The organism is Nocardiopsis sp. FIRDI 009 (assembly GCF_003386285.1).
GTDB lineage: Bacteria > Actinomycetota > Actinomycetes > Streptosporangiales > Streptosporangiaceae > Nocardiopsis.
The window spans coordinates 140,888-165,158 of sequence record NZ_QPNC01000024.1; the positions used below are offsets into that span (position 1 = coordinate 140,888).

The following is a 24,271-nucleotide window of genomic DNA, read 5'->3' on the forward strand; positions in this document are numbered from 1 at the left end:
GTGCAGAGGGGACGTGGGGGTGGGACCGGCGGGAGGCGGTCAGCCCCGCCGGTGGACCTTGTGCTGGGCGGCCTGGGCGCGGGGGCGTACGACGAGGAAGTCGACGTTCACGTGGGAGGGTCGGGTGACCGTCCAGGCGACGGTGTCGGCGATGTCCTCGGCCACGAGGGGCTGGTCGACCCCCGCGTAGACGGCCGCGGCGCGGTCGGCGTCTCCGCGGTAGCGGTTGAGGGAGAACTCCTCGGTGCGCACCATGCCCGGGGCGATCTCGACGACGCGCACGGGCTGGCCGCACAGCTCCAGGCGCAGGGTTCCGGCCAGGGCGTGTTCGGCGTGCTTGGCGGCGCTGTACCCTCCGCCGCCCTCGTAGACGGTGAAGGCGGCGGTGGAGGAGATGATGACCACGGTTCCGTCGCCGCTCGCGGTGAGCAGGGGGAGCAGGGCCCGCGTGGTGGTGAGCGCTCCCATGACGTTCGTCTCGAACATGGTGCGCCAGTCGGCGGGGTCGGCGTCGGCGACCGTCTCGGTCCCGATGGCGCCGCCGGCGTTGTTGACGAGGACGTCGCAGCGGGCCAGGTCGTCGACGACGGTCGCGACGGCCGACGGATCGGTGACGTCCATGGGCCGGACGTCGGCCGTCATCCCGCCCGACGTGATGCGCTTGGCGACCTGCTCCAGGGCGCTCACCCGCCGGCCGGTCAGGACGACGTGGTAGCCCTCGACGGCCAATCGGTGGGCGGTGGCCGCGCCGATCCCGCTTCCGGCGCCGGTGATGAGCGCGGTCCGCTGAGTGTCCTTCGAGGAGGGGGTCATCGCTCCGCGGCCCCTTCCGGACCGGACGGCGTGCGGGAGGGAAGCGGCGCCTCGGTCTGGGCCAGCCAGACGTGGGCCCCCGGCCGCAGAAGGAGACGGAGGTCCGTTCGGCCTCGCCCCGAGGTCTCGACTGATCCGGCGATGAATACCAGATGGGCCGTGCCCGTGGACACGTCGGGAAAACAGTCGGCGACGGTGAAACTCGCGGGGGTCTCAGTGGGATTGTGTACGCCGAGCAGGCGGGTCGGCGTGTGCGGCGTGCGTGCGAGGTCGTGCGGTGCCGTGTGGAGGGAGCCTCGCAGACCGTTCCCCAGGGTCGGCGCCGACGCGGAGGCCGCCGGTGAGAGGACGTGGGACAGATCCAGGGCATTCTCCGCGCAGACCGTCAGATTCTCGGGGTCGAGTGGGTCATGGTCTGTTTCTCGGCGTCGGGAACCTGATTTCCCGGGAGTGATCGTCATTTATTCCTTTATTCCTTCGCTGCTTTTCTTCGCCGTTATTTGACCCGGTCGCGGGGGTGGCTGTCAACGGATCTCCGGACCGTGAATTCTGGCTGCGGAGGAGGTGCGACGAAGAAGGTATGAATCGCGGGGGTGGCTGTCAATGAGCCGATCGTTCGGGCTGGGGTCAGGGTTCCGGTTGGCCTGTGCCCGGGGGCGGTGATGAAGAAGTGGCGGGGATGTGAAATGCCGCTTTGGTGGTTGTTTGTGGAGTTATGCGGTCATCGTTGAGCGCGGAGCCGCGGTCGTCGGGTCCGCGAAGTCGCGAACCAGTGGGTCGGCCGCTGTCCGACTGAGGAAATTCCTCAGTCACTGCTGAGTCATCTTCTCGGCGGTCGGTCTTCCAGGTTCATGAGGAGGCCAAGGAGCTGTATTTATCACTCTGGGTAGTACATGTGGATCGCTGTGTTTGATCGGTTCATCCGATCTCTTACGCGTCGCTGCCGTGAACGAACGTCCCGCGCGGATCGGAGGGCTTCGGCGCCGTTCGCCCGGGGCCCGGGTGCACCCCGGGGAGGGTGGGCGGCTCGGGTGCGAGAATCGCGTTCCACGACGGGGCGCACACCTGGATTCACGATCCCCGGTTGTGCGACAATGCGTGCGCTTTCTCTGGATTGCCGTGCCGGCTCCGGTTTGTCGGTGGTCCGAGGGGTGGCGCGTTGGTTTCGTGCGCGGACAGCGGCTGCATGGCAATCACACACGAGCCCACCACGGGATTTCCGGGTGCCGGGGTCCGCGGCGCGACCACGTCCCGCGTGGGATGCCCGGAATCGGGTAGGGGTCGATATCCCTTCCCGAAGTCCGGTGTTGGACACTGGTCACATGGCGATCATTCACAAGGCCACTATCACGCCGAGTAAAGAGATCCTGATCGGAGCCTGGCTGGACGGGCGTCCGTGGGCGGGGCGAGGCCCTGACCAGGTGCTCGGGAAGTACAGATTCGACGATCCGGAAGGGGAGGTCGGGGTGGAGTCGTTCCTGCTTCGGCGCGGGGACCGCCTCATCCACCTGCCGTTGACCTACCGGGGCGCGCCACTGCCCGGTCACGACGACCATCTCGTCGGCACCATGGAGCATTCCACTCTGGGAACGCGCTGGGTCTACGACGGGACCAAGGACGAGGTGGCCGTCGCGTGTTACCGGCGGGCCCTGGCCGGTGAGCAGGAGCAGGCGGAGCTGGAGGTCTGGGAGGACGGCCGTCTGGTGGAGCGGAGGGCGCAGCAGGTCCTGGTCTCCACCGAGCCCGGGACCGGCGGGGATGGCGCCGGAACGGCCCAGGGCGGACGGGTGCTGCTCCCGTACGTCCTGGATCACGAGCCCGAGGGGCGGCGCCGACTCCGCGCCCGGTGGGGTGACGAGCGGGCGGTGATCGCGGCGCTCACCTAGAGCGTCCCGAACGGAGTTCCCGCCGGGCCGGGAGCCGACGTCGCCGCTGGCCCGGACCGAGAGCACGCGTCGGCGGCGTTCAGCAGTCCGAACAGCCGGGGCCGTCGGTGCGGGGCGCGTCGCCGGCCACCCCGCCGTCGGCCCGGCGGCGGCGTTCGAGCAGAACGGTGTCGCGCCATGCGCCGCGGTGGCGGGCGATGCGCTCCCGTACGCCGACGGTGCGGAAACCCGCCTGGTGGTGCAGGGCGAGGCCCGCGCGGTTCTCGGGGAAGATCGACGTCTGCAGGGTCCAGAGCCCGGCGGCGTCGGCCTCGGTGACCTGGCGGTGCAGCAGTGCCTTGCCCACCCCCCGGCCGCGGGCGTCCTCGGCCACGTAGACCGAGGTCTCGGCCACCCCGGCGTAGACCTCGCGCGAGGAGACGGGCGCGGCGGCGGCCCAACCGACCACGCGCCCGTCGGCCTCGGCGACCCAACGATGCCCGGAGAGCCACGTGTTCTCCAACCCCTCGGCCCCCGGGACCTCGGTTTCGAAGGTGGCGTGGTCGGTGGCGACGCCCTGGGCGTAGATCTCCCGCACCGTGTCCAGGTCCGCGTCGGTCATGGCGCGCGTGGTGACGCCCGGGGGCAGGTCGGTGGGGCAGCAGGGGCGGGTGTTGAGCACGCCCATGACGGCGTCGGCGGCGTGGGGCAGGCCCGTGCAGCAGGTCGGGTTGACCGCCACCCGGGTCGTGGTGCCCGCCTTGGTCAGGGTCACGAAGCCCACGTCGGCGAGCTTGCGCAGGTGGTGGGAGACCGTGGGCTGGCGGATGTCCACCGACTCGGCGAGTTCTCCGACGCTGATCGGCCCCGAGGCGGTGGCGATGGCGTGCAGCAGGCGGACGCGCATGGGTTCGGCCAGGCAGGCGAACCAGGCGGCGTAGGTCTCGGCGTCGGCGGGTGACAGCACGTGATCATCGCGTTGCGCGGGCAACATACTCATACCTCCATTATCGACGCATATCGATGCTTGCGTCCATCGACACGCATCGATAGAGTCGCATTGCATAGATGCTCATCGATGGAAGGGTGTGTCATGACCGTAGAGCTTCCGGTGGTGGTGATCGGCGCGGGGCCCTCCGGGCTGGCGGCGGCGGCCGAGCTGGTCGAGCGGGACCTCCCGGTGCTGGTGTTGGAGAGGGGAGGACGGGCCGGGGCCGCGGTCTCGGAGTGGGGGCACGTGCGCCTGTTCTCCTCCTGGCGCGACCTGGTGGCCCCGGCGGCGGAGAAGCTGCTCACCGACGCCGGTTGGCGGCGTCCGGCCGACGACGTCTACCCGACGGGGCGAGAGTGGGTCGAGACCTACCTGGCTCCGCTGGCCGATGTCCTGGGCGACCGGGTGCGGTTCGGCGCCGAGGTGACGGGGGTTAGCCGCCTGGGCAGGGATCGCGTGGTCGACGCGGAGCGGGAACGGCAGCCCTTCACGGTACGGGTGCGCACCGGACGAGGCGAGGAGCGCGTCCTGGCGCGTGCGGTGGTGGACGCCTCCGGGACGTGGGGGTCGCCGAACCCGCTGGGCGCCGACGGGCTGCCCGCCCTGGGCGAGGAGACCGCCGAGGACCTCATCTCCTACCGGATCCCCGATCTGGCGGATCCGCGGGTGCGGGACCGGCACGCCGGCCGTACCACGGCGGTGGTGGGACGGGGCCACTCAGCCCTGACCACCCTGGTCGCCCTCGCCGCGCTCGCCGAGGAGGCGCCCGGGACCAGGGCGGTGTGGGTGCTGCGTCGGGGCGAGGTCGGTGACGCCTTCGGAGGAGGGGAGGCCGACCAGCTCGCCGAGCGCGGGGCCCTGGGGCTCCGGGCCAGGGCGGCGGTCGAGGCCGGGCACATCCGGGTCGTCACCGGCTTCCGGACCGCCGAGGTCCGTGTGGAGCGCGGGCGTCCGGTGCTGGTGGACGAGGACGACCGGTCGCTGGAGCCGGTGGACGCGGTGGTGGCGCTGACCGGGTTCCGCCCGGACCTGTCGATCCTCTCCGAGATCCGGCTGGAGGTGGACCCGACGCTCCAGGCCCCGGTGGAACTGGCCCCGCTCATCGACCCCAACGTGCACTCCTGCGGCACGGTCTACCCCCACGGAGCCAAGGAGCTGTCCCACCCCGAGAAGGACTTCTACCTGGCGGGGATGAAGTCCTACGGTCGCGCTCCCACGTTCCTGGCCCTGACCGGATACGAGCAGGTGCGCAGTATCGCCGCGCGCGTCGCCGGGGACCACGCGGCGGCCGAACGGGTGGAGCTGGTCCTGCCCGAGACCGGGGTCTGCAGCGGCTCCGGCCTGTCCGACGCCTCCGAGGCCGAGGCGGCGGCCGAGGCCGGCAACGGCTGCTGCTCGGTGGGCGCCCCCCAGGAGGTCGAGCTCACCGCACCGGCCCGGACCCCGTGAGACCCGTGCGCGTCGGTGCCTCCGGCGCCTCCGTACCCGTGGTCGGAGCGCGCCGGGGGCTGGCGGTCCTGTGCGTCACCGTCACCACGAGCTACGGGGTGCTGTTCTACGCCTTCCCGGTCCTGGTCACGGCGATCACCGCCGACACCGGCTGGCCCTCCGGCCAGGTCACCGCCCTGTTCTCCGCGGCCCAGGTCACGGCGGGGCTGACCGGAGTCCTCGTGGGAAGGCTGTTGCAGGCACACGGCCCCCGACCGGTGATGACCGCGGCGTCCGTGGTCGCCGTCCCGGCCCTGGCGGGCATCGCCCTGGCCCCGAGCACGGGCCTCTTCGCCCTGGCCTGGATCGTGGCCGGAACCGCCATGTCCGGACTGTACTACCCGCCCGCCTTCGCCGCTCTCACCCGTTGGTACGGCGGCGCACGCGTACGGGCGCTGACCGCGTTGACACTCGTCGCCGGATTGGCGAGCACCGTCTTCGCGCCCGTGACCGCGGCCTTGGAGCAGGCGTGGGGGTGGCGGGGCGCCTACCTGGCGCTGACCGGAGTCGTCGCCGTGGTGGTCGTGCCGCTCCACGCCTTCGCCCTCCCCCGCGACTGGGCGGGGATCGACACGGACGAGAGCCCCGGCGGACCGGGGCCGACGACGGGGGCGGTGGTCCGCAGCCGCGCCTTCTGGACGCTGGCCACGGCCCTGACGGCGGGGGCGCTGACCGTGCACGCCGGTGTGGTCAACCTCGTCCCCCTCCTGGAGTCCCGTGGTTTCGACACCACGACCGCGGCCTGGGCGCTGGGCCTGGGCGGACTCGGCCAGGTGGCGGGGCGACTGGTCTACCCGCACCTGGAACGGAGGACCTCCCCCGTCCCCCGAACGGCGCTCGTCCTGGGCGCGTGCGCGACCGCGTCCCTGCTCCTGGCGCTGGTGCCCGGCCCCTGGGGCCTGGTCGTGGCGGTCGCGGTCCTGGCGGGAACGGCACGCGGTGTGCTCACCCTGCTCCAGGCCACGGCGGTGGCCGACCGGTGGGGCACGGCGGTCTACGCCTCGGTCAGCGGGGTGATGCACGTCCCGCTGATGTTGGCTTCCGCCCTGGCCCCCTGGATCGGTGTGGCCCTGGCCGGATCACTGGGCGGGTACCCGGCGGCGTTCGGGGCGATGAGCGCCCTGGCGGCGACAGGTGCCGTGGCGGCGCTGTTCAGCCGACCCGGGTCCGCACGCGCCCGGGAGAGCTACCGTTCGTGAGCCAGGGCCTCGGCGATCCCGGCGACCGTCGCCTTGGCCGTGCGCCCGGCTCCGACGAGCGTGGCCGAGGCCGCCCCGGTCCAGTCGCCGTAGCCCAGCAGGAACAGCCGCGGCTCCCGGAGACTGCGATTTCCGTCCACGGGAATCCGGCCGTCGGCGTCGAACGGCTCCAGCGGCGCCAGGTGCCCCAGAACCGGCCGGAAACCCGTGCACCACACGACGGCGTCGCACGCCAGTTCGGTGCCGTCCGCCCACACCACGCCGGTGCGGCTGAGCCGGTCGAACATCGGCTCGGCCTTGAGCGCCCCGCGGTCGCGGGCCTCCCTGACGGACGGCACCATCACGATGTCACCCAGGTCGCCGAGTCCCCGCACGGTCCGGTCGCCGTTCCGTTCGGCCCGCTGGCGCCTGGTGGCGATGTCGAACAGGGCGCGTCCGTCCACGTCGTCGGGGAGGAAACGGGGCGGGCGCGCTGTGGTCCAGGTGGTCTCGGCGACCCGGGAGAGTTCGGCGAGGATCTGTGCGGCGGAGTTGCCGCCGCCGACCACGACGACCCGCTGCCCGGTGAACTCCTCCGGGGCCCGGTAGTCGACGGTGTGCAGTTGTCTGTGCCGGAACTCCGAGCGTCCCGGGACGCTCGGGATGTGGGGGCTGCCCCAGGTGCCGGTGGCGCTGATGACGTACCGGGCCCGCCACACGCCCCGCTCGGTGACCACGCGCAGGGCCCGGTCCGTCCGCTCCACGCCTCTCACGTGGACGGGACGGCGCACCGGAAGCGCGTAGCGGCGCTCGTACTCGGCCAGGTACCAGGCCACGTGTGCCGCGCTCGGGTACTCGTGGCCGTCCTCGGCCGGCATCCACCAGCCCGGAAGCATGCTGTGCCCGGCGGGTGAGAACAGCCGCAGCGAGCGCCAGTACCCGGTCCACGACCCGCCCGGCGCGGCACCGCCGTCCAGGATGACGTGGTCGATCTTCGCCCGGCGCAGGAAGTACCCCGCCGCGAGTCCGGCCTGTCCGCCGCCCACGACCGCGACGTCGACCGTGTGTTCCTCCGTGCGCATCCTCGGCCTCTCCGTGCGTGTCGGGTGCTCCGCGGCCCGACACCTCGTTGACGGTGATGGGACGTGGCCAGGGGCAGGACCCGTGTGTACCCGCTCCGCGGTGGGTCCCGCCCGGCGGGGCGCTACCCGCGTCGGGCGGTGAACCCTCCGCGCCAGGCCAGTGACACGTACACCAGGGCCACCAGGACCGGCACCTCGATCAGCGGTCCCACGACCCCGGCCAGCGCCTGGCCCGAGGTGACGCCGAAGGTGGCGATGGCCACGGCGATCGCCAGTTCGAAGTTGTTGCCCGCCGCGGTGAAGGCGAGCGTGGCGGTGCGGTCGTAGCCCATCCCGAGCGCCTTGCCCAGGGCGAAGGCGCCGAACCACATGAGGACGAAGTAGGCCAGCAACGGGATCGCGATGCGGGCCACGTCCAGCGGTCGGCCGGTGATGGCGCCGCCCTGCAGGGCGAACAGCAGCACGATCGTGAACAGCAGCCCGTACAGCGCCCAGGGACCGATCCGGGGCAGGAACACGCTCTCGTACCGTTCCCGGCCCATCCGCCGCTCCCCCAGCCGCCGGGTGAGGAAGCCCGCGGCCAGCGGCACCCCGAGGAAGATCACCACGTTGAGGGCGATCAGCCAGGCCGGGACGTCCAGACCCGAGGTGTCCAGGCCCAGCCAGCCGGGGAGCAGGTCGAGGTAGAACCAGCCCAGGGCGCCGAAGGCGAGCACCTGGAAGAGGGAGTTGAGGGCCACCAGCACGGCGGCGGCCTCGCGGTCGCCGCAGGCCAGGTCGTTCCAGATGACGACCATGGCGATGCAGCGGGCCAGGCCGACGATGATCAGGCCGGTGCGGTACTCGGGCAGGTCGGCCAGGAAGATCCAGGCCAGCGCGAACATCACCGCGGGACCGAGCGCCCAGTTGACCACCAGCGAGGAGACGAGCAGGCGGCGGTCGCCGGTGACGGTGTCCAGGCGGTCGTAGCGGACCTTGGCCAGCACCGGGTACATCATCACGAGCAGCCCCAGGGCGATGGGCAGGGAGATCCCGCCCACCTCCAGGGCGGCCAGCGCGGTGTCCAGGCCGGGCACCAGGCGGCCCAGGCCCAGGCCGACGGCCACGGCGAGCAGGATCCAGACCGCGAGGAACCGGTCGAGGGTGGACAGGCGGGCGACGACCGGCGCGTCGGGGGGTCGGGGGGCGGTGCGGGTCACGTGCACGCCCGCTTCCGGTCGGCGGCGGCCGTGGCGCGGGCGGCGGCGGCGAGTTCGCCCAGGGCTCCGGCCAGCCCCTCCAGGGCCTCGGGGCGGAGCCGGTAGTAGGTGTAGCGTCCGCACGGCTCGGTCCCGACCACCCCGGCCTCGCGCAGGATCCGCAGGTGGTTGGACAGGTTGGTCTGCCTGGCGCCGGTCTCGGCGACCAGGTGGGTGGTGCACAGGGTCTCGCGGGCGAGAAGGGCCACGATCCGCATCCGCAGCGGATCCGCCAGCGCCTTCATCAGATCACCTTCAACTGACATCAGCATGGGCTGATATTATCCCATCATCGAACGCTGATGCGTTGAACGGGACCCCGTACCGGTCCACCCTGTTCCCGCCCCGACGAGAAGGCCCACGTCATGACCCACCTCGACACACCGTCCGTCCTGTTCGTGTGCGTGCACAACGCGGGCCGCTCCCAGATGGCCGCCGCCTGGCTCAGCCACCTGGCCGGAGACCGGATCGAGGTCCGCTCGGCCGGATCGGCTCCGGTCGACGAACTCAACCCCGCCGTGGTGGAGGCGATGGCCGAGGTCGGCATCGACATCACCGACCAGCGCCCGAAGATCCTCACCGCCGAGGCCGTCGAAGCCTCCGACGTGTGCGTCACGATGGGCTGTGGGGACACCTGCCCGATCTTCCCCGGCAAGCGCTACCTCGACTGGTCCCTGCCCGACCCCGCCGGACAGGGCGTCGAGGCCGTCCGCCCCATCCGCGACGAGATCAGGACGCGCGTCGAGCGGTTGATCACCGAGATCAGCGCCCGGCGGGAGGGCTGACGGCACGGCGTGAGCGGACCCGCCCCCTCCTCTGACGGGGTGGGCGCCCCGAGTGTGGATATCGTGATCCGATATCGGTTCGGGGACACCGGGGCGCCCCGGGGAGAGAGTGAGGAGGCCGGGCGTGCGGGACTTCATCCGGGGAGCGATACGGCTGCACATCCTCCATCACGCCGCCGAGGAGGAGATCCACGGCGCGTGGATGACCCGGGAGCTGGCCTCCCACGGATACGACATCAGCCCCGGCACCCTCTATCCCACCCTGCACCGCCTGGAGTCCGACGGACTGCTGGTCTCCCGGCAGGACGTGGTCCAGGGGCGCACCCGACGTCTCTACCGGGCCACGGAGGCGGGCAGACGGGTTCTGGAACAGGACCGTGCCGCGCTCAGGGAACTGGCGCGCGAGGTGCTCGGCGACCAGGGAACCGACTGAGCGCGCCGCCAACCCAGCGGCTCACCGAACCGCCCGTTCCGCCGGACGGGGAGCGTCGCGGGTCACAGGGCGAGGAAGCCGACCGCGCCGGCCCCCAGGACGACCGCCCAGGCCGGGACACGCCACACCGCCAGGGCCACGAACGCGACCGCGGCCAGGGCCATCGTCGCGGGCGAGACGACGCCCTGGGTGAAGACCGGGTCGTACAGGGCCGCGGCGAGGATTCCCACCACCGCCGCACCCGCCCCGGCCACCGCCCGCCGGGCGCGCGGCGCGGTGCGCAGCCGCTCCCAGAACGGCAGCGCGCCCACCACCAGCAGGGTCGAGGGCAGGAAAACCGCACCCAGGGCGATCGCCGCCCCCAGCAGCGGGCTGCCTGCCACGGGCATGAGGGCGCCCAGGTAGGCGGCGAAGGTGAACAGGGGGCCGGGAACGGCCTGCGCGGCGCCGTACCCGGCCAGGAACGACTCGTGGTCCACCGCTCCGGCGCCCACCACCTCGGCCTCCAACAGCGGTAGGACCACGTGCCCGCCGCCGAAGACGAGCGATCCGGCGCGGTAGAAGCCGTCCACCGTCCCCGCGGCCGTGGCGCCGGTCAGGGCGGCCAGTACGGGCAGCCCCGCCAGCAGGGCCGCGAACACCGCCAGGCAGACCACGGCGGTCCGGCGCCGCACGGGGACGCCCGCCCCGGCCGCCCCGTCGTCGGGGGGCGTCGTCGCGGTGAGCCAGAACACGCCCGCCAGGGCGCCCAGGGTGATGGCCGCGACCTGGCTCAGGGCCGAGGGCAGCAGCAGGACCAGGACCAGTGCGGCGACCGCGATCGCGGCCTGGCGCCGCCCCGAGGCCAGGTTCTTGGCCATGCCGACCACGGCGTGGGCGACCACGGCCACCGCCGCCGCCTTCAGGCCCAGCAGCCACCCGGCTCCGGGTTCGGCGCCGATGGCCCGCACCCCCAGGGCGACGGCGGCCAGCAGCGCGGCCGAAGGAAGGGTGAAGGCGACCCAGGCGGCGGCCATTCCGGCGTATCCGGCGCGGCGCAGCCCGATGGCCATGCCGACCTGGCTGGAGGCGGGGCCGGGCAGGAACTGGCACAGTGCCACCAGGTCGGCGTAGGCGGCCTCGGTGAGCCAGCTCCGCCGGGCGACGAACGCGTCGCGGAAGTAGCCCAGGTGCGCCACCGGGCCGCCGAACGAGGTCAGCCCCAGTAGCAGGAAGGTCCGGAAGACCTCACCGACCGTCCCGCGCGCGGTCGCGGCGGGCGCGGTGGCGGCCTGGCCGCTCATCCGCGCACCGCCCGGAGGGTTCCCGTCGTCGGCAGGGGCATGGTCGGGCTCCTTCATGGCGGGAGGTCGTGACCGGGCATCGTGTTCCGATATCGAAACACGATATCGAAGGCGGGCGCCGGCCTGCCGGGGTGGGACGGGCCAGGAGCGCGGCGTCGCCGCGGGTCCGTCCGGCCGGGAGCGCGCGAACACGCGGCCGACGGTTTTCCACAGCTTGTGGACGACGGTCCGGGTTCCCCGCCGACGCGGAAGGGCGTCGCCGCCGCGGTTCGCCGACGCCGACGGAGCGCCGGTGTCGGCGCCCGGTTGCCGGTGTCGGGCGACACGGCCGGACACGGAGTCGACGAAGACCCGAATCGCCATGTCGACGTGTCCACGGCGGGCCGCCGGCACGGGGCAAGAACGGTCAAGCGACGCCGACCGCCACGCGAACATACTGGCCGTATGAGCGTTCCCACCGACGAACCGCCCTTGGGGCGCGACCGTCTGCGCGAACTCCTGGACGCGGTCCTGGACGAGGACAGCACGTGCCTGTCGGACATGGCCGGCCGCGCCCACTCCTCACCGTTCCACTTCAGCCGAAGGCTCTCCCGGGACACCGGGGAGTCGCCGGTGGCGCTGCGCCGCCGGGTCCTGTTGGAGCGGGCCGCCTGGCAGATCGGTCAGGGCACGAGCGTCACCGACGCGGCCTTCGCCGCCGGATACGCGTCGGTGGAGGGGTTCACCCGCGCCTTCAGCCGAGCCTTCGGACACCCGCCCAGCGCCACCACCGCGGGAGGCGGGCGGTGGCTGCCCTCCCCCAACGGCGTCCACTTCCACCCGCCGCTCCACCTGTGGGTGGAGGGGAACCCGAGGAGCCGCCCCGGCATGGACCCGATCGCGTTGCAGGTCCACCACGACGTGGAAGACACGGCCTTCCTCATCCGTCTGGCCGCGGACCTGCCCGAGGAGGACTACCGGAGGGTGTGGGACCCCGGCCGCACCGTCCTGTCCTGGGACGGCCCGGAGGGGTCCGTAGCCGCCGTCCTGGAGCGCCTGGTGCGGACCAAGGAGGTCTGGCTCGCCTCGATCGAGGGAGCGGACTTCCCCGAACGGGGGGCCGACGATCCGGAGTCGCTGCGGTCCCGCCACGAGGAGGCGGGGGCGCGCTGGATCGCGGCCGTGGACGACATCGGCCGCCGGGGCGCCTGGGGCGACCGGCTCATCGACGCCCTGTGCGATCCGCCGGAGAGTTTCCTGCTCGGCGGGGTCGTGGCGCACGTGCTGACGTACTCGGCGCACCGCAGGCAGGCCGTCCGGCACATGCTGCGCTCGGCCGGGGCCGAGGTCGACCACGGTGACCCGCTGGAGTGGCTGCACGACCGCAACGAACGACGAGGGGACACACAGTGAGGACCGTCTACAACACCGCCACCAGCCTCGACGGGTTCATCGCCGACCGGGACGGCTCCCTGGAGTGGCTGTTCGCGGTGGAGGGGGCCGAACCGGGACCCGAGGGCGGCGAGGCCCTCCGGGAGACCGAGGAGTTCATCGAGAACGCGGGCGCGATCGTGATGGGCGCGACCACCTACGAGTGGGTCAGGGAGCACACGGGCGGCGAGCCCTGGCCCTACCAGGCGCCCACCTGGATCCTCACCCACCGCGAGCTTCCCCGGGTCGAGGGTGACCTGCGCTTCGCCAGCGCCGACACCGACCAGGAGCTGCGGGACCTGCACGCGGACATGGCCGGAGCCGCGGGCGGGCGCGACGTGTGGGTGGTCGGCGGCGGCCGTCTGGCCGCCGATCTGGCCCGGCTGGGTCTGCTCGACGAGGTCGTCGTGTCCGTTGCCCCGGTCAGCCTGGGCGGGGGCGCTCCCCTGTTGGACGGGCGGGTGCGGCTGCGCGCGTTGGAGGCCGGACTCAAGGGACCCTTCGCCTGCCTGCGGTACGAGGTCGTCCGCGACTGATCCCGGGCCGGTCAGGAATCGAGAAGCGCGGGTCACGGGGCGGTCCCTAGGCTGATCGACATGGACATCACCATTCACACGACCGTCCTTCCGCACGACGACCCGGACGCGTCCCTGGCCTTCTACCGCGACGTCCTCGGCTTCGAGGTCCGCACCGACGTCGGACAGGGAAGGATGCGCTGGATCACGGTCGGCCCCGCGGGTCAGCCCGGCACGTCCATCCTCCTGGCGCCGCCGGCCGCCGACCCCGGGATCACCGAGGACGAGCGCCGCACCATCGCCGAGATGATGGCCAAGGGCACCTACGGCTGGATCCTGCTGGCCACCCCGGACCTCGACGGCACCTTCGAGAAGGTGCAGGCCAGGAACGCCGAGGTGGTTCAGGAGCCGACCGAGCAGCCGTACGGCGTCCGCGACTGCGCCTTCCGCGACCCGGCGGGCAACCTGGTCCGCATCCAGGAGGTGCGCTGAGCCGCCCGGTCCTCGCCGTGGCGCACCCGGGCCGCGTCGCCCGGGCGCGCCCCCACCCCCGATGAGAGGGAGTTCTCCCATGTGTCACCCCTCGTGGGGGCGTGCCCGCGCGCAGGCGCGGAGCCTGGACGACCTCGCGCGACTGCGCGGCGTCCGCGACCGGATCGACCGGGAGTACGCCCGGCCGCTGAACGTGGAGGCGCTCGCCCGCGGCGCGCACATGTCCGCCGGCCACCTGAGCCGCCAGTTCAGGCTGGCCTACGGCGAATCCCCGTACGCGTACCTGATGACCCGCCGCGTCGAGCGTGCGGCGGCGCTGCTGCGGCGCGGCGACCTCAGCGTCACCGAGGTCTGTTTCGCGGTCGGCTGCTCGTCGCTGGGCACCTTCAGCACCCGCTTCACCGAGCTGCTCGGCGTCTCGCCCGGCGTCTACCGGCGCCGTGCGGCGGAGGCCGTTCCGGGGATGCCGCCGTGTGTGGCCAAACAGGTGACCAGACCGGTCAGGAGGCGGGAGGGGCGGGTCCGCAGGCCGCAACCGGTGTGACGGCCGTGGCCTCCACCGGGGGAATCCGCCGGGGCCGGAGCGGTGTGGCCGTGTGGTCGTTCTGACCGGTCCCACCGGCAACATCGGCGCCGAACTCCTGTGCCTGCTGGCGACGGACGCCGACCCGCACCACCGGGTGGCCGCGCACGACCCCGACCGGCTGCGCGCGGTGTCCGAGGAGCGCGCCCGGGCCTGACGGCCGCGCCGCCCGGTCGCGCCGCCGGGGCGCGAGTACGGGTGGGCCGCGGCCTCCCGGCGTCGGGAAACCGCGGCCCACACGTGTCCTCCGGTCTTTCTAGCCGACGGCTCCGGCCAGCACGGGGAGGTATCCGGAGTCGTGGCCGCCGCTGTTCGGGTGGTAGGAGCTCGACAGCGGCCAGGTGGGACCGTGGATCCAGGGCGAGGAGGAGCAGATGCGCCTGCCCTCGAATGCGGGGCTCACGTCAGCGAAGGCGAACCCGTGGGCGCTCGCCCTGTCGCGGATCGCCGCGTTGAGGGTGTCGGCAGTGGCGTTGAGGCGTTCACGGCGCTCGACGCTGATGGCGCCGAAGCAGCTCGTCGTCTCGTACAGGCGGGGGTAGCCCAGCACGACGACGTGGGCCGACGGGGCTCCCGCGCGGATGTCCGTGTAGAGCAGGTCCAGCTCACCGGGCAGGCTCTCGGCGATGTAGAGCTCGGCGTCGTCCAGGGCGGAGAAGCAGTCCTGGTCCGTTCCGGTCCGGCAGGCCAGGACGACGTCGACGAACCCGGCGTCGTTGCCTCCGCTGGTGACGCTGACCAGGGTGGTCTGGGCGGACAGGGCGCCGAGCTGGTCGCTGCGCACGGTCGCGGACGTCGCTCCGCTGCAGGCGTCGAAGCTGAAGGACCGGACGGCGTTCCGCTCGGCCCAGAGCGCGGGGTAGGCCCGGGAGGACCGCTGGCAGGAGTACGAGAGGTCGTAGTACCCCGCGCCCGTGCCGGACGAGTAGGAGTCCCCGAGGGCGACGTAGTGGACGCCCGACTCGGCGTTCGCGGTGAGGGGGGAGGCGACGAGCAGCAGGAGGGCGCAGAGCAGCGTGTAACAGGAGCGACGGATCATCAGCGGGGGCCTTTCACCGCACGGCGGGCGTGCGTGGGGGTGTGAAGGGGGTGGGGGGGTGGTGGGGATGGGTGCGATGGGGGGACCATCACGCCAGAGAAGATAGGCCCATGTGCTCCGCGTCACCATGCCTGGCGGGATAGAAGTTACTTACTGGTCAGTAAAACGGCTTCCGGTCGTGATCCGCCCTAGCGCCGCCGATGCGTGCGCCAGCGCTTCGGCAGGACGGAGGCCCTCAGGGGCATCGATCTCCGGGTCCGTGCGGGAGAGGTCTGCTGCGTCCTCGGACCGTCGGGTTCGGACGAGTCGACCTTCCCGAGGTGCGTCAACCACCGGGAGAAGACCAACGGCGGGCGGCCGCGGATGAACGGGCGCCCGGTGGGCTACCGCCAGCGGGGCGAGAGGCTCCACGAGAGGCGCGAACGCGGGATCGCCGCCCAGTGCCGGGAGGTCGGCGCGGTCTTCCAGCGGTTCGACCTGCTCCCCCACATGAACGTGGTGGAGAACTCGGCCACGCGGTCGTCGGTCGTCCACGCATCTCGTCCCCGAACGCCCGCCCCGGTGAGCCGGGGCAGATGCTGCGACTGGCCCGTGAACTCGTCGACAGCACGATCCAGACCAGCGTCCACGGCCTCTCCCACGAGCGGTGGCCGCGCCCGCGCGTCGACCTGTCCCTCGACGTCCGCACCGCCGCGCACCGGGGTACGGGCGGGGCGGTGTCGTTCACGGAGATGCGGGCGGACATCGGTCCCGCGTGACGGGCGCGCCCTCCGCCCGGCGCGGGCGGGGGCGCCCCTTCCCGACGAGCGTCCCGGTCCGTCGGGGCCCGGTCCGGCCGAGAACCGGGACGACAGGTCGACAGGACGACGAGTCGACAAGGCGCCGCGGCCACGGCACGGGTCCGGCGGCCGCGGTGTCCTCACGTGGCCGCCCCGACCCGTGCCTCGGCCTCCTGGCGGCGGTTCAGCGCCCCGAGACCCGGTCCAGCACCTCGTCGCCCTCGGGGCTGGTCTTGGCCCTGATCCTCACCTGGTGGGGATCGCTGACCGTGACCTGGGCGAGGAGGCCGCTCTGGGTCGACATGTCCATCGACGGCGACCACACCGGACCGTCGTGGAGCGCGCGCAGGTCGGTCACGCTCAGTCCGCTGATCCGCTCCAGGCGCGCGGCGAGCGCCTGGTCCTCCGCCCGGCCCGCCAGCACGGCGCGGATCCGCTCCTCGTCGGCCAGGAGTTCGGGGTGCTCGGCGGCAAGGTAGCCGTGCAGGTTCACCGCGCGCCCCGCGAAGGGCGAGTAGACCATGCAGACCAGGTGCCCGGTCTCCAGCCCGAACGTCTCCTCCCCGTACCGGGTAGCCGCCTTGCGCATCGCCTCGACCCCGTCCTCGGTGGCGTAGCGCGCGCGGATCTCCTCGACGAGGTGCTCCGGGAAGTCCTTCCGGCGCATCAGGTCGAGCGCGAAGTCGACGTACTGGTCGATGCCCTCCCCGTACGTCCGTCCGTACACGTACTCGGTCCGCAGCCCCCGCAGGTGGGCCATGAGCGCGGGGTTGGCGCAGTCGGACTCGGTGAAGTTGAAGGCGATCTCGTCGAAGACGAAGCCGAGGAAGTCCGTGAGGAGCTTCCAGTGGGCCCCCGACGCGTAGCTCGTGTAGTCGTAGATCGAGAAGAAGGCCAGCTTCTGCGGGATGTCCGAGGCGACGCCGCGCTCCTCGATCCGGTCCGCGTTCTCCGGTCCGTGGATCTCCCGGAAGTAGGTCTGCGCCAGGCCGTCGAGCGTCTCCAGCGTGCCCTTGAACCCCTTCCGGGCGTCCGCGGGCTTCAGTCCGGCCTCCCGCGCCAGCCGCCGGATCCACAGGGCGTAGTCGCGCTGCTCCTTCGGTGAGTCGCCGGTGACGATCAGATCCACGCCGCCGTCGTGGCGGGCGCCGACGCCGAAGGAGTTCGCCACGTTCAGGTTGCAGGCGTTGCAGAAGGTGGAGCGGCCGTCACCGTAGGTCCGGTGGCCGGACATGAGCATGTCCACCCGGTTGAACTCGACGAGCCTGTGGGGCAGGGGGAGGTCCCGCGCGAAGGGCCGGACCTGGTCGCCCTCCAACAGCAGCAGTTCGGCGTCCGGGTCGTCGTAGAGCCCGAGCGCGCGGTAGGTGCGGTCGATGTTCGCCATCACCGGGTAGGGCATCCCGGAGTGCCGCAGCGTCGACACGCGCAGCCGGAAGGTCCGGCCGTGCCGTTCGGCGAGGGTCAGGTGGACCGCGCGCATGAACGCGACCGCGTACGCGCTGTCCTTGCCGCCCCCGTAGGCGACCATCACCGTGTTGCTGCCGAGATCGTCCTTCCGGGGCAGGGCGTCGTACAGCTTCGTGGCGCATTCCTCGACCGCCGGCACGTCCTGCTCGGGCAGAGCCCTCCGCAGATCGTCCAACACCGTCGTGTGCACTGGCATACCTCCTGGCCGTCCATCCGTTGGCGGACACAGCGGGCCCCGGTTTCCCGGAGCCTCGGTCACTGATTCGTGCGATTCTTTTGTAGGACGGATGCGTGGAAAGGCGGTCCACGGGTGCTTGAGGGCTGTTTGAATTCCGGATTAGGGGGGCTCGACCCCTGGCGGTGATTGTCCCCGGCGCCTTTTTGAAAACAGCTCTGAGCTGCGTTAACGGCTGTCTGGTGCGGGTTTTCGGGTGCTGGACAGTCCATTGCGCCTCATGTAAGTTCCTGTGTCGTTGGCCGTTGCGATTTCTTGGCGCGGTTGATTTTCGGCAGAGCGATGGCTGTGGTGGAAAGTCTTTGTGGGTGTGCGGTCGTGGCGGCGGAGGCGGCATTCGGCCGATTCCCGTGAGATCTGATCCGGTCGACCTCAGAAAGCACTGATATTCCGAGGATGGAGCATGTCCGTGGATCGCGAGAAGAAGTTTGACCCGACGGAGAAGGAGCTGTTCGACGCGACGCTGCGCGACGGCTCCTACGCGGTCGATTTCCAGTTCGAGGAGAAGTTCGTCGTCGAGCTCCTCGGCCGCCTGAACGAGACCCCCGTGCGCAGGGTCGAGATCGGCCACGGCCTGGGCTTCGACGCCGAACGGTCCGGTATCCGCGCCTGCAACATCGACCTCCGCCGGTGGTGCGAGATCGCGGGCGCGGAGCTGACGGACTCGGAGTGGGGGATGTTCGCGCAGCCCGGCTTCAGCCGCCTGACGACGCTGGAGGAGCTCTGCGACCGGGGGATGTCGTTCGTCCGCGTCGGTATGGAGGCCGAGCGGGTCCCCGAGAACCTCGACTACATCGAGCGCGCCACCGAGATCTGCGGACAGGTCTACCTCAACGTCATGAAGTCGAGCGCCACCCCGGCCGAGGAGTGGCCCGAACTGCTTGGCGGCGTCACCCCCGCCATCGCCGGGCTCTACGTCGTGGACTCCTACGGTTCGATGCTCCCCGACGACGTCCGCCGGTACGTGGCCGTCGCCCGGGATCTCTCCCCCGTCGTCGGCTTCCACGGCCACGACAACCTCGGCATGGCCAACGCCAACAGCGTCGCCGCGCTCGACGCCGGCGCCGCGATCGTGGACGGAACCCTCAACGGCGTCGGCCGCGGAGCCGGGAACGCGGAACTGGAGTCGCTGGCCGGCATCCTCAGCATCCTCGGGGACGACCGCCACGACTACGAGGAGCTGGCCAGGCTCGCGGAGTTCTGCCGGGTCGCCCTGGACACCATTCCCGAGGACCGGAACATGCAGCTCCTCGGCGGCGTGATCGGCGTCCACTCCGGGTTCTTCCCCCTGATCGAGGAGGTGTGCGCCGAATTCGGCGTGGACGCGGCCCCGGTGATGCGGACCGCCGTCGACCTGGCTCCCCGGGGCCCGCGCAAGACCGACATCCGGGCCGCCGCACGGCGGGTCGCCGAGCACCGGCACGCCGTCGGCGTGGCCGTCTGAACAACGGGAAACGAGGAGGAACACGGTGAGACTGGCACGGTTCGGCACGGGAGACGGGTACCGGGTCCTCGCGAGTCGCGGCGGGGGCTGGGTGCCCCTCTCCGACATCGCGGGGTACGAGGACCGCACCCGTGTCGCCGACCTGGTGGACGCGCGGCGGTTGGGCGAACTCGCGACGCTGCTCGCATCCCTCACGGCGCCCCGGTCGGCCGAGGTCCGGCTGGAGGACGCGGCCACGGTCGCGGGCGACGGTGACATCTGGGGGGCCGGGCTCAACTACCGGCGCCACTCCGAGGACCTGGAGACGGAACAGCCCGCCTCGGGACCAGGGTCGTACCTGAGACCGGGCGGCTGCCTCATCGACAACGGGCGGGACATCGAACTCCCGTCCCAGAGCGAGCGGGTGACCGCCGAGGCGGAGCTGGGCCTGGTCATCGGCGAGGAGTGCAAGAACGTGCCGCGTGAGGACTGGCGGTCGGTCGTCGCGGGCGTCACCGCCGTCCTCGACATGACCGCGGAGGACGTGATCCGGGAGAACCCCCGGTACATCCCCTGGGCCAAGGGCTTCGACACGTTCTGCAGCGTGGGGCCGCAGCTGGTGACCCTGGACGAGTTCGACGACGACGCCCTCCGGTCGATCCGGGTGTCGACCGTGCGCAACGGCGAGACCGTCGCCTCGGCGCTCGTGTCCGACATGAAGTACGACCCGGGCTACCTGGTCGAGTACTTCACGGCGGGGCGCACCCTCACCCCGGGGACCGTGCTGTGCACGGGGACCCCGGGAGCGGCCGTGATCAGCCCGGGTGACTCGGTCAGGGCCGTCGTCGAGGGCGTGGGCACCCTCGCCCACACGGTGCGTTAGCCGGACCAGCGCGGAGAGGTTGAGGAAGTGAGAGTGGAAGAGATGTCGGTCGTGGACGCGATCGAGCGCGCCGTCCGGGAGCACCCCGACCGGGGCGCGGTCGAGACCCCCGAGGGAGTGATCACCTACCGGGACTTCGGCGAACGGGTCCGTGACCTCGCCGCCCGGATCGAGTCGCGCACCGCCCCCGGTGAGTTCGTGGGCATCGAGGCGGGACGGACCCCCGCCGCCATCGTCGCGATGGTCGCGGCTCTGCGGACGCGGCGGCCGTTCGTCGTCATCGACCCGCGCGACAGCGCCTCGTCCAACCGGGCCAAGGTCGCCTCGCTCGGGGTCGGCGTGGTCTCCAGGAGCACCGGCCCGTCGGCCGCGGCCGAACTCGTCCGGACCCCGGCGGAGTGGCGGGACGAAGCGGGGACGCGGCCGTCCTCCGGGCCCGTGCCGCCGCGGGAGGGGATCGGTTACGCCATCCACACCTCGGGTTCCACCGGCGAACCCAAGTGCGTGCTGGTGCGCGCGCGTCCGCTGGCGCGCATGGTCGGCGACCATGTGCGGCGACTGGAGCTGGGCCCCGAGAGCCGCACGCTGCAGTTCGCCCGGCTGACCTTCGACGGGTGCGTCACCGAGATCCTGTGGACGCTGACCTCGGGCGCGTGTCTGGTGGTGGTCGACGAGACCCTGCTGGCGCCGGGCCCGGTGCTGCGGAGCACCCTGGAGAAGTTCCGGATCACCCACCTGAAGACGACGCCGTTCGCGCTGACGGCGACCGAGCCGACGGGCGCGATGAGCCTGGAGCACGTGATCAACGGCGGCGGGGCGTGCCGGCACGCCGTGGTCCGCACGTGGTCGCGGGCGGCGAACTTCCACAACGCCTACGGCACCACCGAGACCACCGTCTGCAACCTCCTCACCGACGCGCTGGCGCCGGAGGACTGCGGTGACGCCGTACCCCTCGGCGAGATCGTGGGCGACTGCGGATACGACATCGCCCCCCTCCCGGGGGAGTCCGACGGCGACACGGGCGGCGGCGCGACCCGCGGCGAACTCGTCATCACCGGGGACAGCGTCGCGGTCGGATACCTGACCGCGGAGGGCGTGCGTCCGTTCGTCGACGACGACGGGAACCGGGCCTACCGGACGGGTGACATCGTCGAGCTCCGGGACGGACGGCTCTACTTCGTCGAACGGCTGGACCGGCAGCTGAAGGTCCGCGGCTACCGGATCGACCCCGGTGAGGTCGAGAGCGCGGCGTGCCGCCTCGACTCCGTCAAGGAGGCGGTGGTGACCGCCGAGGCGCACACGGACGTGGAGGGGGCCGGGGCCGACGCCCTGGTCTGCTACTACCAGGGCGACGCCGACCCCCGGGAGATGCGCGGCCACCTGGAGGCGGTCCTCGACTCCTACAAGGTCCCCTCGGTGCTCCGGCGGGTCGAGTCGATGCCCTACACCCCCAACGGCAAGGTCGACCGCGACGCCCTCAGGGAGAGCCGCCGCCCCGAACCGGCCGGGGACGACGCCGCCACCCCGCAGCAGCGGGTCCTCGGCCTGGTCCGGCACCTGACGGGGGTGGGCGACGCCGGCCTGGAGGACAACTTCTTCGACATCGGCGGCGATTCGGCCTCCACGGTGCTCCTGGTCAACAAGCTCAAGGAGCTCGGCTGGATGGACGCCGGGGTGCGTGACGTGCTCCGGGCGGAGAACCTCAGGGAGCTGACCGACCGGCTCCCCGAACGGAGCGGGTGAACGCGATGTGCGGAGTGTGCGGGACCTTCAACCCGAACGGACGGATCGACCGCGGCGTCGCGGCCGCGATGCACGCGCGGCAGGTGCACCGCGGGCCCGACGAGACCTACTCACTGAACACGCCGACGGTCTCCGCGAAGCTCGGCCGGCTCGGCATGACCGGCCTGGTGGCCGGCTGGCAGCCCGCGGAGGACGCCAGCGGCCGCTACGTGGCCATGACCAACGGCGAGGTGTACAACGCCGAGGCCCTGTGCGAGGAGCTCGGGATCGACCGGCGGGGCAACGGCGTCGACGTCGCCGTCGTCCCCGAGCTGGTGGCCCGCTACGGGGTCCGGGGTCTGCGCCACGTGGACGGGCAGTTCGCCACCGTCGTCCTCGACCGGGCCGAGAACGCCCTCTACCTGGCCAGGGACCGCTTCGGCATCTGCCCGATGTACTACACGCAGGTCGGCGACGAGGTCCACTTCTGCTCGGAGATCAAGCCCCTCGTGCGGTGCGTCCGACAGCCCTGGAGGGTGGACGTCGGCGCGGTCGACCAGTACTTCTGTCTGGGGAACATCGTCGCGCCGCGCACCCTCGTGGAGGGGGTGCGCGCGGTTCCCCCGGGCTGCGCCGTCCGGTTCGGCGCGGACGGCCGGGAGACCCTGCGCTACTGGCGCTACGGCGAGTTCGAGGAGGCGGCGGAGCCCGTCTCCGGCGAGGCGCTCCGGGACGGCCTCGGACGGTCGGTGCGGGACCGGCTGCGCGCGGACGTCGAGATCGGCGCCTACCTGAGCGGCGGGTTCGACTCCACCGCCATCCTGATGGAGTCGTCCGCCCTCCTCGACCGCCCCGTCCGGACGTTCTCGGTGGTGTTCGACGACCCCTCGCTGGACGAGGGCCGCTTCCAGCGGGAGGTGTCGGCCGCCGTGGGGAGCAAGCACGAGCAGATCCGGTGCGGTCCGGCCGACATCGCCTCCGGGTTCGAGCGGATGGTCCGGCACTGCTGCTACCCGCAACGGGAGACCTACAACGTGGCCGCCATGATGCTGGCGGACGCCGTGCGGTCCGCCGGGGTCAAGGGCGTCGTCTCCGGGGAGGGCGCGGACGAACTGTTCTTCGGCTACGACTCCTACGCCTTCGACAGCGCGGTCCGGCGGAGTCGCGAGGCGCGCGAGGAGAACGAGAGGGCGTGGGGCCGGGCGGACTTCGCCTGGGAGGTGGACTGGCGCAAGGTCGGTCGGCGCCGGGAGACCTACCTCTCCCCGGAGGCGCGGGAGGCGCTCGTCGGCGACGAGTTCTGGCGGACCAGGCTGATCCCGTTCTCCGACGAGGAGGCGGCCTCGCTCTCGCCGATGCGGCTGCGTTCCATCGCCGACGTGTACGTGCAGCTGTCCGGACACCTCCTCGGGGACCACGGCGACACGATGCTGATGGCCAACTCGGTCGAGGGCCGGTACCCGTTCCTCGCGAACCAGGTCGTCTCCCTGGCCCAGCGGGTCGGCGACGACGCGAAGGTGGTCGACTTCGAGGGGAAGGCCTGCCTCAAGTCGGCCTACGAGGGCATCGTTCCCGAGTCCGTCCTGCGCCGGGGCAAACACGGGTTCACCGCCTACGACCTGCGGTCGGTGACTGACGAGCGGACGTGGGCCGACTGGCGCGACCTCGTCGCGCAGAGCGGCGTCCTCGCCGGGGACTGCCTGGAGTCGGCCGCCCGCCAGGGCGGAGCGGACAAGTGGGACTTCCGGCTCAGCGCCATCAGCATCGGCATGGTGATGGACGAGTTGTCGCTGCGGTTCTGACACCGGAGGGAGCGGAGGTTCGTGAGTCGGAGAATCGGGGATCCAGTGAGTTCCGAGAGTCGTGGTGTCGTCGTCCTGCCCGGTGCCGGGTCGTTCGGCGGCGAGTTCCAACCCCTGCTGCGCGGCCTGGGGCCGTCGGCGTGGCTCGCCCGGTACCCGGGCCGCCTCGGCCGGGATTTCGGTCGCGGCGCCGGATCGTTCGAGGAGGTCGTCCGGGCGTGCGTCGCCCAGGTGCACCGTCGGAGACCGGAGCGGCCCGTGCTCGTCGGGCACAGTTTCGGCGCCTACGTCGCCCACTCCGTGGCGGTGGCGCTGGAGGCGGCGGGGACGGAGGTCTCCACCCTGGTGGTCGTGGGCGCCGACGCGCCGGAGTTGGTCGAGGTGCCGGAGTCCGCCACGCGGGACCGGTCCGGCACCGCCGCCTACCTCGACGCCGTCGATCCCGGCCTCGTGTCGGGGGAGTCCTCCGCCGAATGGCGCGAGGTCGTGCTCGACACGGCCCTGCACGACCTCCGGCTGCTGCGGGACTTCGCCCCGCCGCGGGAGGCGAAGGTGCGCTGCCCGGTCCTCGCGGTGCGCGGGGAGGCGGATCCGCTGACGTCGGACGCGGGGCTCGACCGGTGGGCGGCCACCACCCGCGGCGGCTTCCGCCGACGGGTCCTGGCGGGAGGCCACTCGGACCTGCTGGGTTCGCCCGGGTTCGCGTCGCTGGTGGACGAGGTCCGCGCCGCCGCCCCGGCCGACGCTCCGGCGCGGTGAGGG

The 24,271-nt window shown here is 72.1% G+C and carries 24 protein-coding genes and 1 pseudogene; 17 read left to right on the top strand and 8 right to left on the bottom strand.

Features of this window, described 5'->3' with window-relative positions:
• Positions 1 to 39 precede the first annotated feature (39 nt).
• Positions 40 to 813 carry an SDR family oxidoreductase gene (locus DVR05_RS20765; RefSeq protein WP_116247568.1) on the bottom strand — a complete coding sequence of 258 codons (774 nt, stop codon included), beginning with the start codon at positions 811 to 813 and terminating at the stop codon, positions 40 to 42.
• A 1,322-nt stretch (positions 814 to 2,135) separates the two neighbouring features.
• Here DVR05_RS20765 and DVR05_RS20770 point away from each other — a divergent pair.
• The gene (locus DVR05_RS20770) at positions 2,136 to 2,699 is read left to right on the top strand and encodes a hypothetical protein (RefSeq protein ID WP_116247638.1); all 564 of its coding nucleotides are present in this window, start codon (positions 2,136 to 2,138) and stop codon (positions 2,697 to 2,699) included.
• A gap of 79 nt (positions 2,700 to 2,778) precedes the next feature.
• Here DVR05_RS20770 and DVR05_RS20775 read toward each other — a convergent pair whose 3' ends face one another.
• Complete coding sequence (locus DVR05_RS20775) at positions 2,779 to 3,678, bottom strand: metalloregulator ArsR/SmtB family transcription factor (protein WP_116247569.1); 900 nt, start codon at positions 3,676 to 3,678, stop codon at positions 2,779 to 2,781.
• Positions 3,679 to 3,756: 78 nt separating this feature from the next.
• Between DVR05_RS20775 and DVR05_RS20780 the strand changes: the two genes are divergently transcribed.
• Both DVR05_RS20780 and DVR05_RS20785 read left to right on the top strand, forming a co-directional pair.
• Complete coding sequence (locus DVR05_RS20780) at positions 3,757 to 5,118, top strand: NAD(P)-binding domain-containing protein (protein ID WP_116247570.1); 1,362 nt, start codon at positions 3,757 to 3,759, stop codon at positions 5,116 to 5,118.
• A gap of 5 nt (positions 5,119 to 5,123) precedes the next feature.
• The gene (locus DVR05_RS20785; RefSeq protein ID WP_116247639.1) at positions 5,124 to 6,356 is read left to right on the top strand and encodes an MFS transporter; all 1,233 of its coding nucleotides are present in this window, start codon (positions 5,124 to 5,126) and stop codon (positions 6,354 to 6,356) included.
• Here the strand turns inward: DVR05_RS20785 and DVR05_RS20790 are convergent.
• The 3 genes from DVR05_RS20790 to DVR05_RS20800 all read right to left on the bottom strand — a co-directional run bounded on the left by DVR05_RS20790 (position 6,344) and on the right by DVR05_RS20800 (position 8,927).
• Complete coding sequence (locus tag DVR05_RS20790; protein WP_116247571.1) at positions 6,344 to 7,417, bottom strand: ArsO family NAD(P)H-dependent flavin-containing monooxygenase; 1,074 nt, start codon at positions 7,415 to 7,417, stop codon at positions 6,344 to 6,346. The two genes, DVR05_RS20785 and DVR05_RS20790, sit on opposite strands and share 13 nt — an antisense overlap.
• A gap of 122 nt (positions 7,418 to 7,539) precedes the next feature.
• A complete protein-coding gene (arsB, locus tag DVR05_RS20795; RefSeq protein WP_116247640.1) occupies positions 7,540 to 8,616 on the bottom strand; it encodes an ACR3 family arsenite efflux transporter in 1,077 nt (358 codons plus the stop codon).
• Positions 8,613 to 8,927 carry a metalloregulator ArsR/SmtB family transcription factor gene (locus DVR05_RS20800; RefSeq protein ID WP_116247572.1) on the bottom strand — a complete coding sequence of 105 codons (315 nt, stop codon included), beginning with the start codon at positions 8,925 to 8,927 and terminating at the stop codon, positions 8,613 to 8,615. The genes arsB and DVR05_RS20800 overlap by 4 nt, the downstream gene beginning before the upstream one ends.
• 93 nt (positions 8,928 to 9,020) lie before the next feature.
• Here DVR05_RS20800 and DVR05_RS20805 point away from each other — a divergent pair, with 93 nt between their 5' ends.
• Positions 9,021 to 9,440, top strand: coding sequence for an arsenate reductase ArsC (locus DVR05_RS20805; protein ID WP_116247573.1), 420 nt, complete (start codon positions 9,021 to 9,023; stop codon positions 9,438 to 9,440).
• A gap of 124 nt (positions 9,441 to 9,564) precedes the next feature.
• Positions 9,565 to 9,873: a PadR family transcriptional regulator gene (locus tag DVR05_RS20810; RefSeq protein ID WP_116247574.1), complete on the top strand. Its 309-nt coding sequence runs from the start codon at positions 9,565 to 9,567 to the stop codon at positions 9,871 to 9,873.
• A 62-nt stretch (positions 9,874 to 9,935) separates the two neighbouring features.
• Here DVR05_RS20810 and chrA read toward each other — a convergent pair whose 3' ends face one another.
• Positions 9,936 to 11,156, bottom strand: a complete 1,221-nt coding sequence (gene chrA / locus DVR05_RS20815; RefSeq protein WP_116247575.1) for a chromate efflux transporter — start codon at positions 11,154 to 11,156, stop codon at positions 9,936 to 9,938.
• Positions 11,157 to 11,600: 444 nt separating this feature from the next.
• Here chrA and DVR05_RS20820 point away from each other — a divergent pair, with 444 nt between their 5' ends.
• The 5 genes from DVR05_RS20820 (at position 11,601) to DVR05_RS26725 (ending at position 14,313) form a co-directional block, all read left to right on the top strand.
• Positions 11,601 to 12,548 (top strand): helix-turn-helix domain-containing protein, encoded by a 948-nt coding sequence (locus DVR05_RS20820; protein ID WP_116247576.1) that lies wholly within the window; start codon positions 11,601 to 11,603, stop codon positions 12,546 to 12,548.
• Positions 12,545 to 13,102 (top strand): dihydrofolate reductase family protein, encoded by a 558-nt coding sequence (locus tag DVR05_RS20825; protein WP_116247577.1) that lies wholly within the window; start codon positions 12,545 to 12,547, stop codon positions 13,100 to 13,102. Before DVR05_RS20820 ends, DVR05_RS20825 begins: the two co-directional genes overlap by 4 nt.
• 60 nt (positions 13,103 to 13,162) lie before the next feature.
• On the top strand, positions 13,163 to 13,573 hold the full coding sequence (locus DVR05_RS20830; RefSeq protein WP_116247578.1) for a VOC family protein: 411 nt from the start codon (positions 13,163 to 13,165) through the stop codon (positions 13,571 to 13,573).
• Between the two features lie 79 nt (positions 13,574 to 13,652).
• On the top strand, positions 13,653 to 14,117 hold the full coding sequence (locus tag DVR05_RS20835) for a helix-turn-helix transcriptional regulator (protein WP_116247579.1): 465 nt from the start codon (positions 13,653 to 13,655) through the stop codon (positions 14,115 to 14,117).
• 52 nt (positions 14,118 to 14,169) lie between these two features.
• Positions 14,170 to 14,313, top strand: a complete 144-nt coding sequence (locus DVR05_RS26725; protein WP_157982490.1) for a hypothetical protein — start codon at positions 14,170 to 14,172, stop codon at positions 14,311 to 14,313.
• A 99-nt stretch (positions 14,314 to 14,412) separates the two neighbouring features.
• Here the strand turns inward: DVR05_RS26725 and DVR05_RS20840 are convergent, their stop codons facing one another.
• A complete protein-coding gene (locus DVR05_RS20840) occupies positions 14,413 to 15,195 on the bottom strand; it encodes an SGNH/GDSL hydrolase family protein (protein WP_116247580.1) in 783 nt (260 codons plus the stop codon).
• Positions 15,196 to 15,399: 204 nt separating this feature from the next.
• Between DVR05_RS20840 and DVR05_RS27990 the strand changes: the two are divergent.
• Together DVR05_RS27990 and DVR05_RS20845 are read left to right on the top strand one after the other, a co-directional pair.
• Positions 15,400 to 15,717 (top strand): annotated as a pseudogene (locus DVR05_RS27990) (ATP-binding cassette domain-containing protein); the annotation flags it as partial.
• Positions 15,718 to 15,770: 53 nt separating this feature from the next.
• The gene (locus DVR05_RS20845) at positions 15,771 to 15,953 is read left to right on the top strand and encodes a hypothetical protein (RefSeq protein ID WP_116247581.1); all 183 of its coding nucleotides are present in this window, start codon (positions 15,771 to 15,773) and stop codon (positions 15,951 to 15,953) included.
• A 205-nt stretch (positions 15,954 to 16,158) separates the two neighbouring features.
• On the opposite strand, the gene DVR05_RS20850 is transcribed toward DVR05_RS20845, so the two are convergent.
• Positions 16,159 to 17,640, bottom strand: a complete 1,482-nt coding sequence (locus DVR05_RS20850; RefSeq protein ID WP_157982491.1) for a PqqD family protein — start codon at positions 17,638 to 17,640, stop codon at positions 16,159 to 16,161.
• A gap of 442 nt (positions 17,641 to 18,082) precedes the next feature.
• Between DVR05_RS20850 and DVR05_RS20855 the strand changes: the two genes are divergently transcribed.
• Genes DVR05_RS20855 through DVR05_RS20875 form a run of 5 tightly spaced genes read left to right on the top strand, consistent with a single transcriptional unit; the run spans position 18,083 to position 24,268 of the window.
• The gene (locus tag DVR05_RS20855) at positions 18,083 to 19,123 is read left to right on the top strand and encodes a hypothetical protein (RefSeq protein WP_116247583.1); all 1,041 of its coding nucleotides are present in this window, start codon (positions 18,083 to 18,085) and stop codon (positions 19,121 to 19,123) included.
• A gap of 25 nt (positions 19,124 to 19,148) precedes the next feature.
• On the top strand, positions 19,149 to 19,985 hold the full coding sequence (locus tag DVR05_RS20860; protein ID WP_116247584.1) for a fumarylacetoacetate hydrolase family protein: 837 nt from the start codon (positions 19,149 to 19,151) through the stop codon (positions 19,983 to 19,985).
• 42 nt (positions 19,986 to 20,027) lie between these two features.
• On the top strand, positions 20,028 to 21,728 hold the full coding sequence (locus tag DVR05_RS20865) for a non-ribosomal peptide synthetase (RefSeq protein WP_116247585.1): 1,701 nt from the start codon (positions 20,028 to 20,030) through the stop codon (positions 21,726 to 21,728).
• A 5-nt stretch (positions 21,729 to 21,733) separates the two neighbouring features.
• Positions 21,734 to 23,509, top strand: coding sequence for an asparagine synthase (glutamine-hydrolyzing) (gene asnB / locus DVR05_RS20870; RefSeq protein WP_116247641.1), 1,776 nt, complete (start codon positions 21,734 to 21,736; stop codon positions 23,507 to 23,509).
• A 45-nt stretch (positions 23,510 to 23,554) separates the two neighbouring features.
• Positions 23,555 to 24,268, top strand: a complete 714-nt coding sequence (locus DVR05_RS20875; RefSeq protein WP_157982492.1) for a thioesterase II family protein — start codon at positions 23,555 to 23,557, stop codon at positions 24,266 to 24,268.
• Positions 24,269 to 24,271: the final 3 nt, after the last annotated feature.

What these genes read in the sequence shown, in the direction of transcription:
- asnB (WP_116247641.1), top strand. Translation starts at nt 21,734, where the DNA reads ATGTGCGGAGTGTGCGGGACCTTCAACCCGAACGGACGGATCGACCGC.
- DVR05_RS20790 (WP_116247571.1), bottom strand. Translation starts at nt 7,417, where the DNA reads ATGCGCACGGAGGAACACACGGTCGACGTCGCGGTCGTGGGCGGCGGA.
- DVR05_RS20775 (WP_116247569.1), bottom strand. Translation starts at nt 3,678, where the DNA reads ATGAGTATGTTGCCCGCGCAACGCGATGATCACGTGCTGTCACCCGCC.
- DVR05_RS20845 (WP_116247581.1), top strand. Translation starts at nt 15,771, where the DNA reads ATGCTGCGACTGGCCCGTGAACTCGTCGACAGCACGATCCAGACCAGC.
- DVR05_RS20765 (WP_116247568.1), bottom strand. Translation starts at nt 813, where the DNA reads ATGACCCCCTCCTCGAAGGACACTCAGCGGACCGCGCTCATCACCGGC.
- DVR05_RS20855 (WP_116247583.1), top strand. Translation starts at nt 18,083, where the DNA reads ATGTCCGTGGATCGCGAGAAGAAGTTTGACCCGACGGAGAAGGAGCTG.
- chrA (WP_116247575.1), bottom strand. Translation starts at nt 11,156, where the DNA reads ATGAGCGGCCAGGCCGCCACCGCGCCCGCCGCGACCGCGCGCGGGACG.
- DVR05_RS20835 (WP_116247579.1), top strand. Translation starts at nt 13,653, where the DNA reads ATGTGTCACCCCTCGTGGGGGCGTGCCCGCGCGCAGGCGCGGAGCCTG.
- DVR05_RS20830 (WP_116247578.1), top strand. Translation starts at nt 13,163, where the DNA reads ATGGACATCACCATTCACACGACCGTCCTTCCGCACGACGACCCGGAC.
- DVR05_RS20770 (WP_116247638.1), top strand. Translation starts at nt 2,136, where the DNA reads ATGGCGATCATTCACAAGGCCACTATCACGCCGAGTAAAGAGATCCTG.
- DVR05_RS20840 (WP_116247580.1), bottom strand. Translation starts at nt 15,195, where the DNA reads ATGATCCGTCGCTCCTGTTACACGCTGCTCTGCGCCCTCCTGCTGCTC.
- DVR05_RS20800 (WP_116247572.1), bottom strand. Translation starts at nt 8,927, where the DNA reads ATGCTGATGTCAGTTGAAGGTGATCTGATGAAGGCGCTGGCGGATCCG.
- DVR05_RS20820 (WP_116247576.1), top strand. Translation starts at nt 11,601, where the DNA reads ATGAGCGTTCCCACCGACGAACCGCCCTTGGGGCGCGACCGTCTGCGC.
- DVR05_RS20865 (WP_116247585.1), top strand. Translation starts at nt 20,028, where the DNA reads ATGTCGGTCGTGGACGCGATCGAGCGCGCCGTCCGGGAGCACCCCGAC.
- DVR05_RS20850 (WP_157982491.1), bottom strand. Translation starts at nt 17,640, where the DNA reads ATGCCAGTGCACACGACGGTGTTGGACGATCTGCGGAGGGCTCTGCCC.
- DVR05_RS20780 (WP_116247570.1), top strand. Translation starts at nt 3,757, where the DNA reads ATGGAAGGGTGTGTCATGACCGTAGAGCTTCCGGTGGTGGTGATCGGC.
- DVR05_RS20805 (WP_116247573.1), top strand. Translation starts at nt 9,021, where the DNA reads ATGACCCACCTCGACACACCGTCCGTCCTGTTCGTGTGCGTGCACAAC.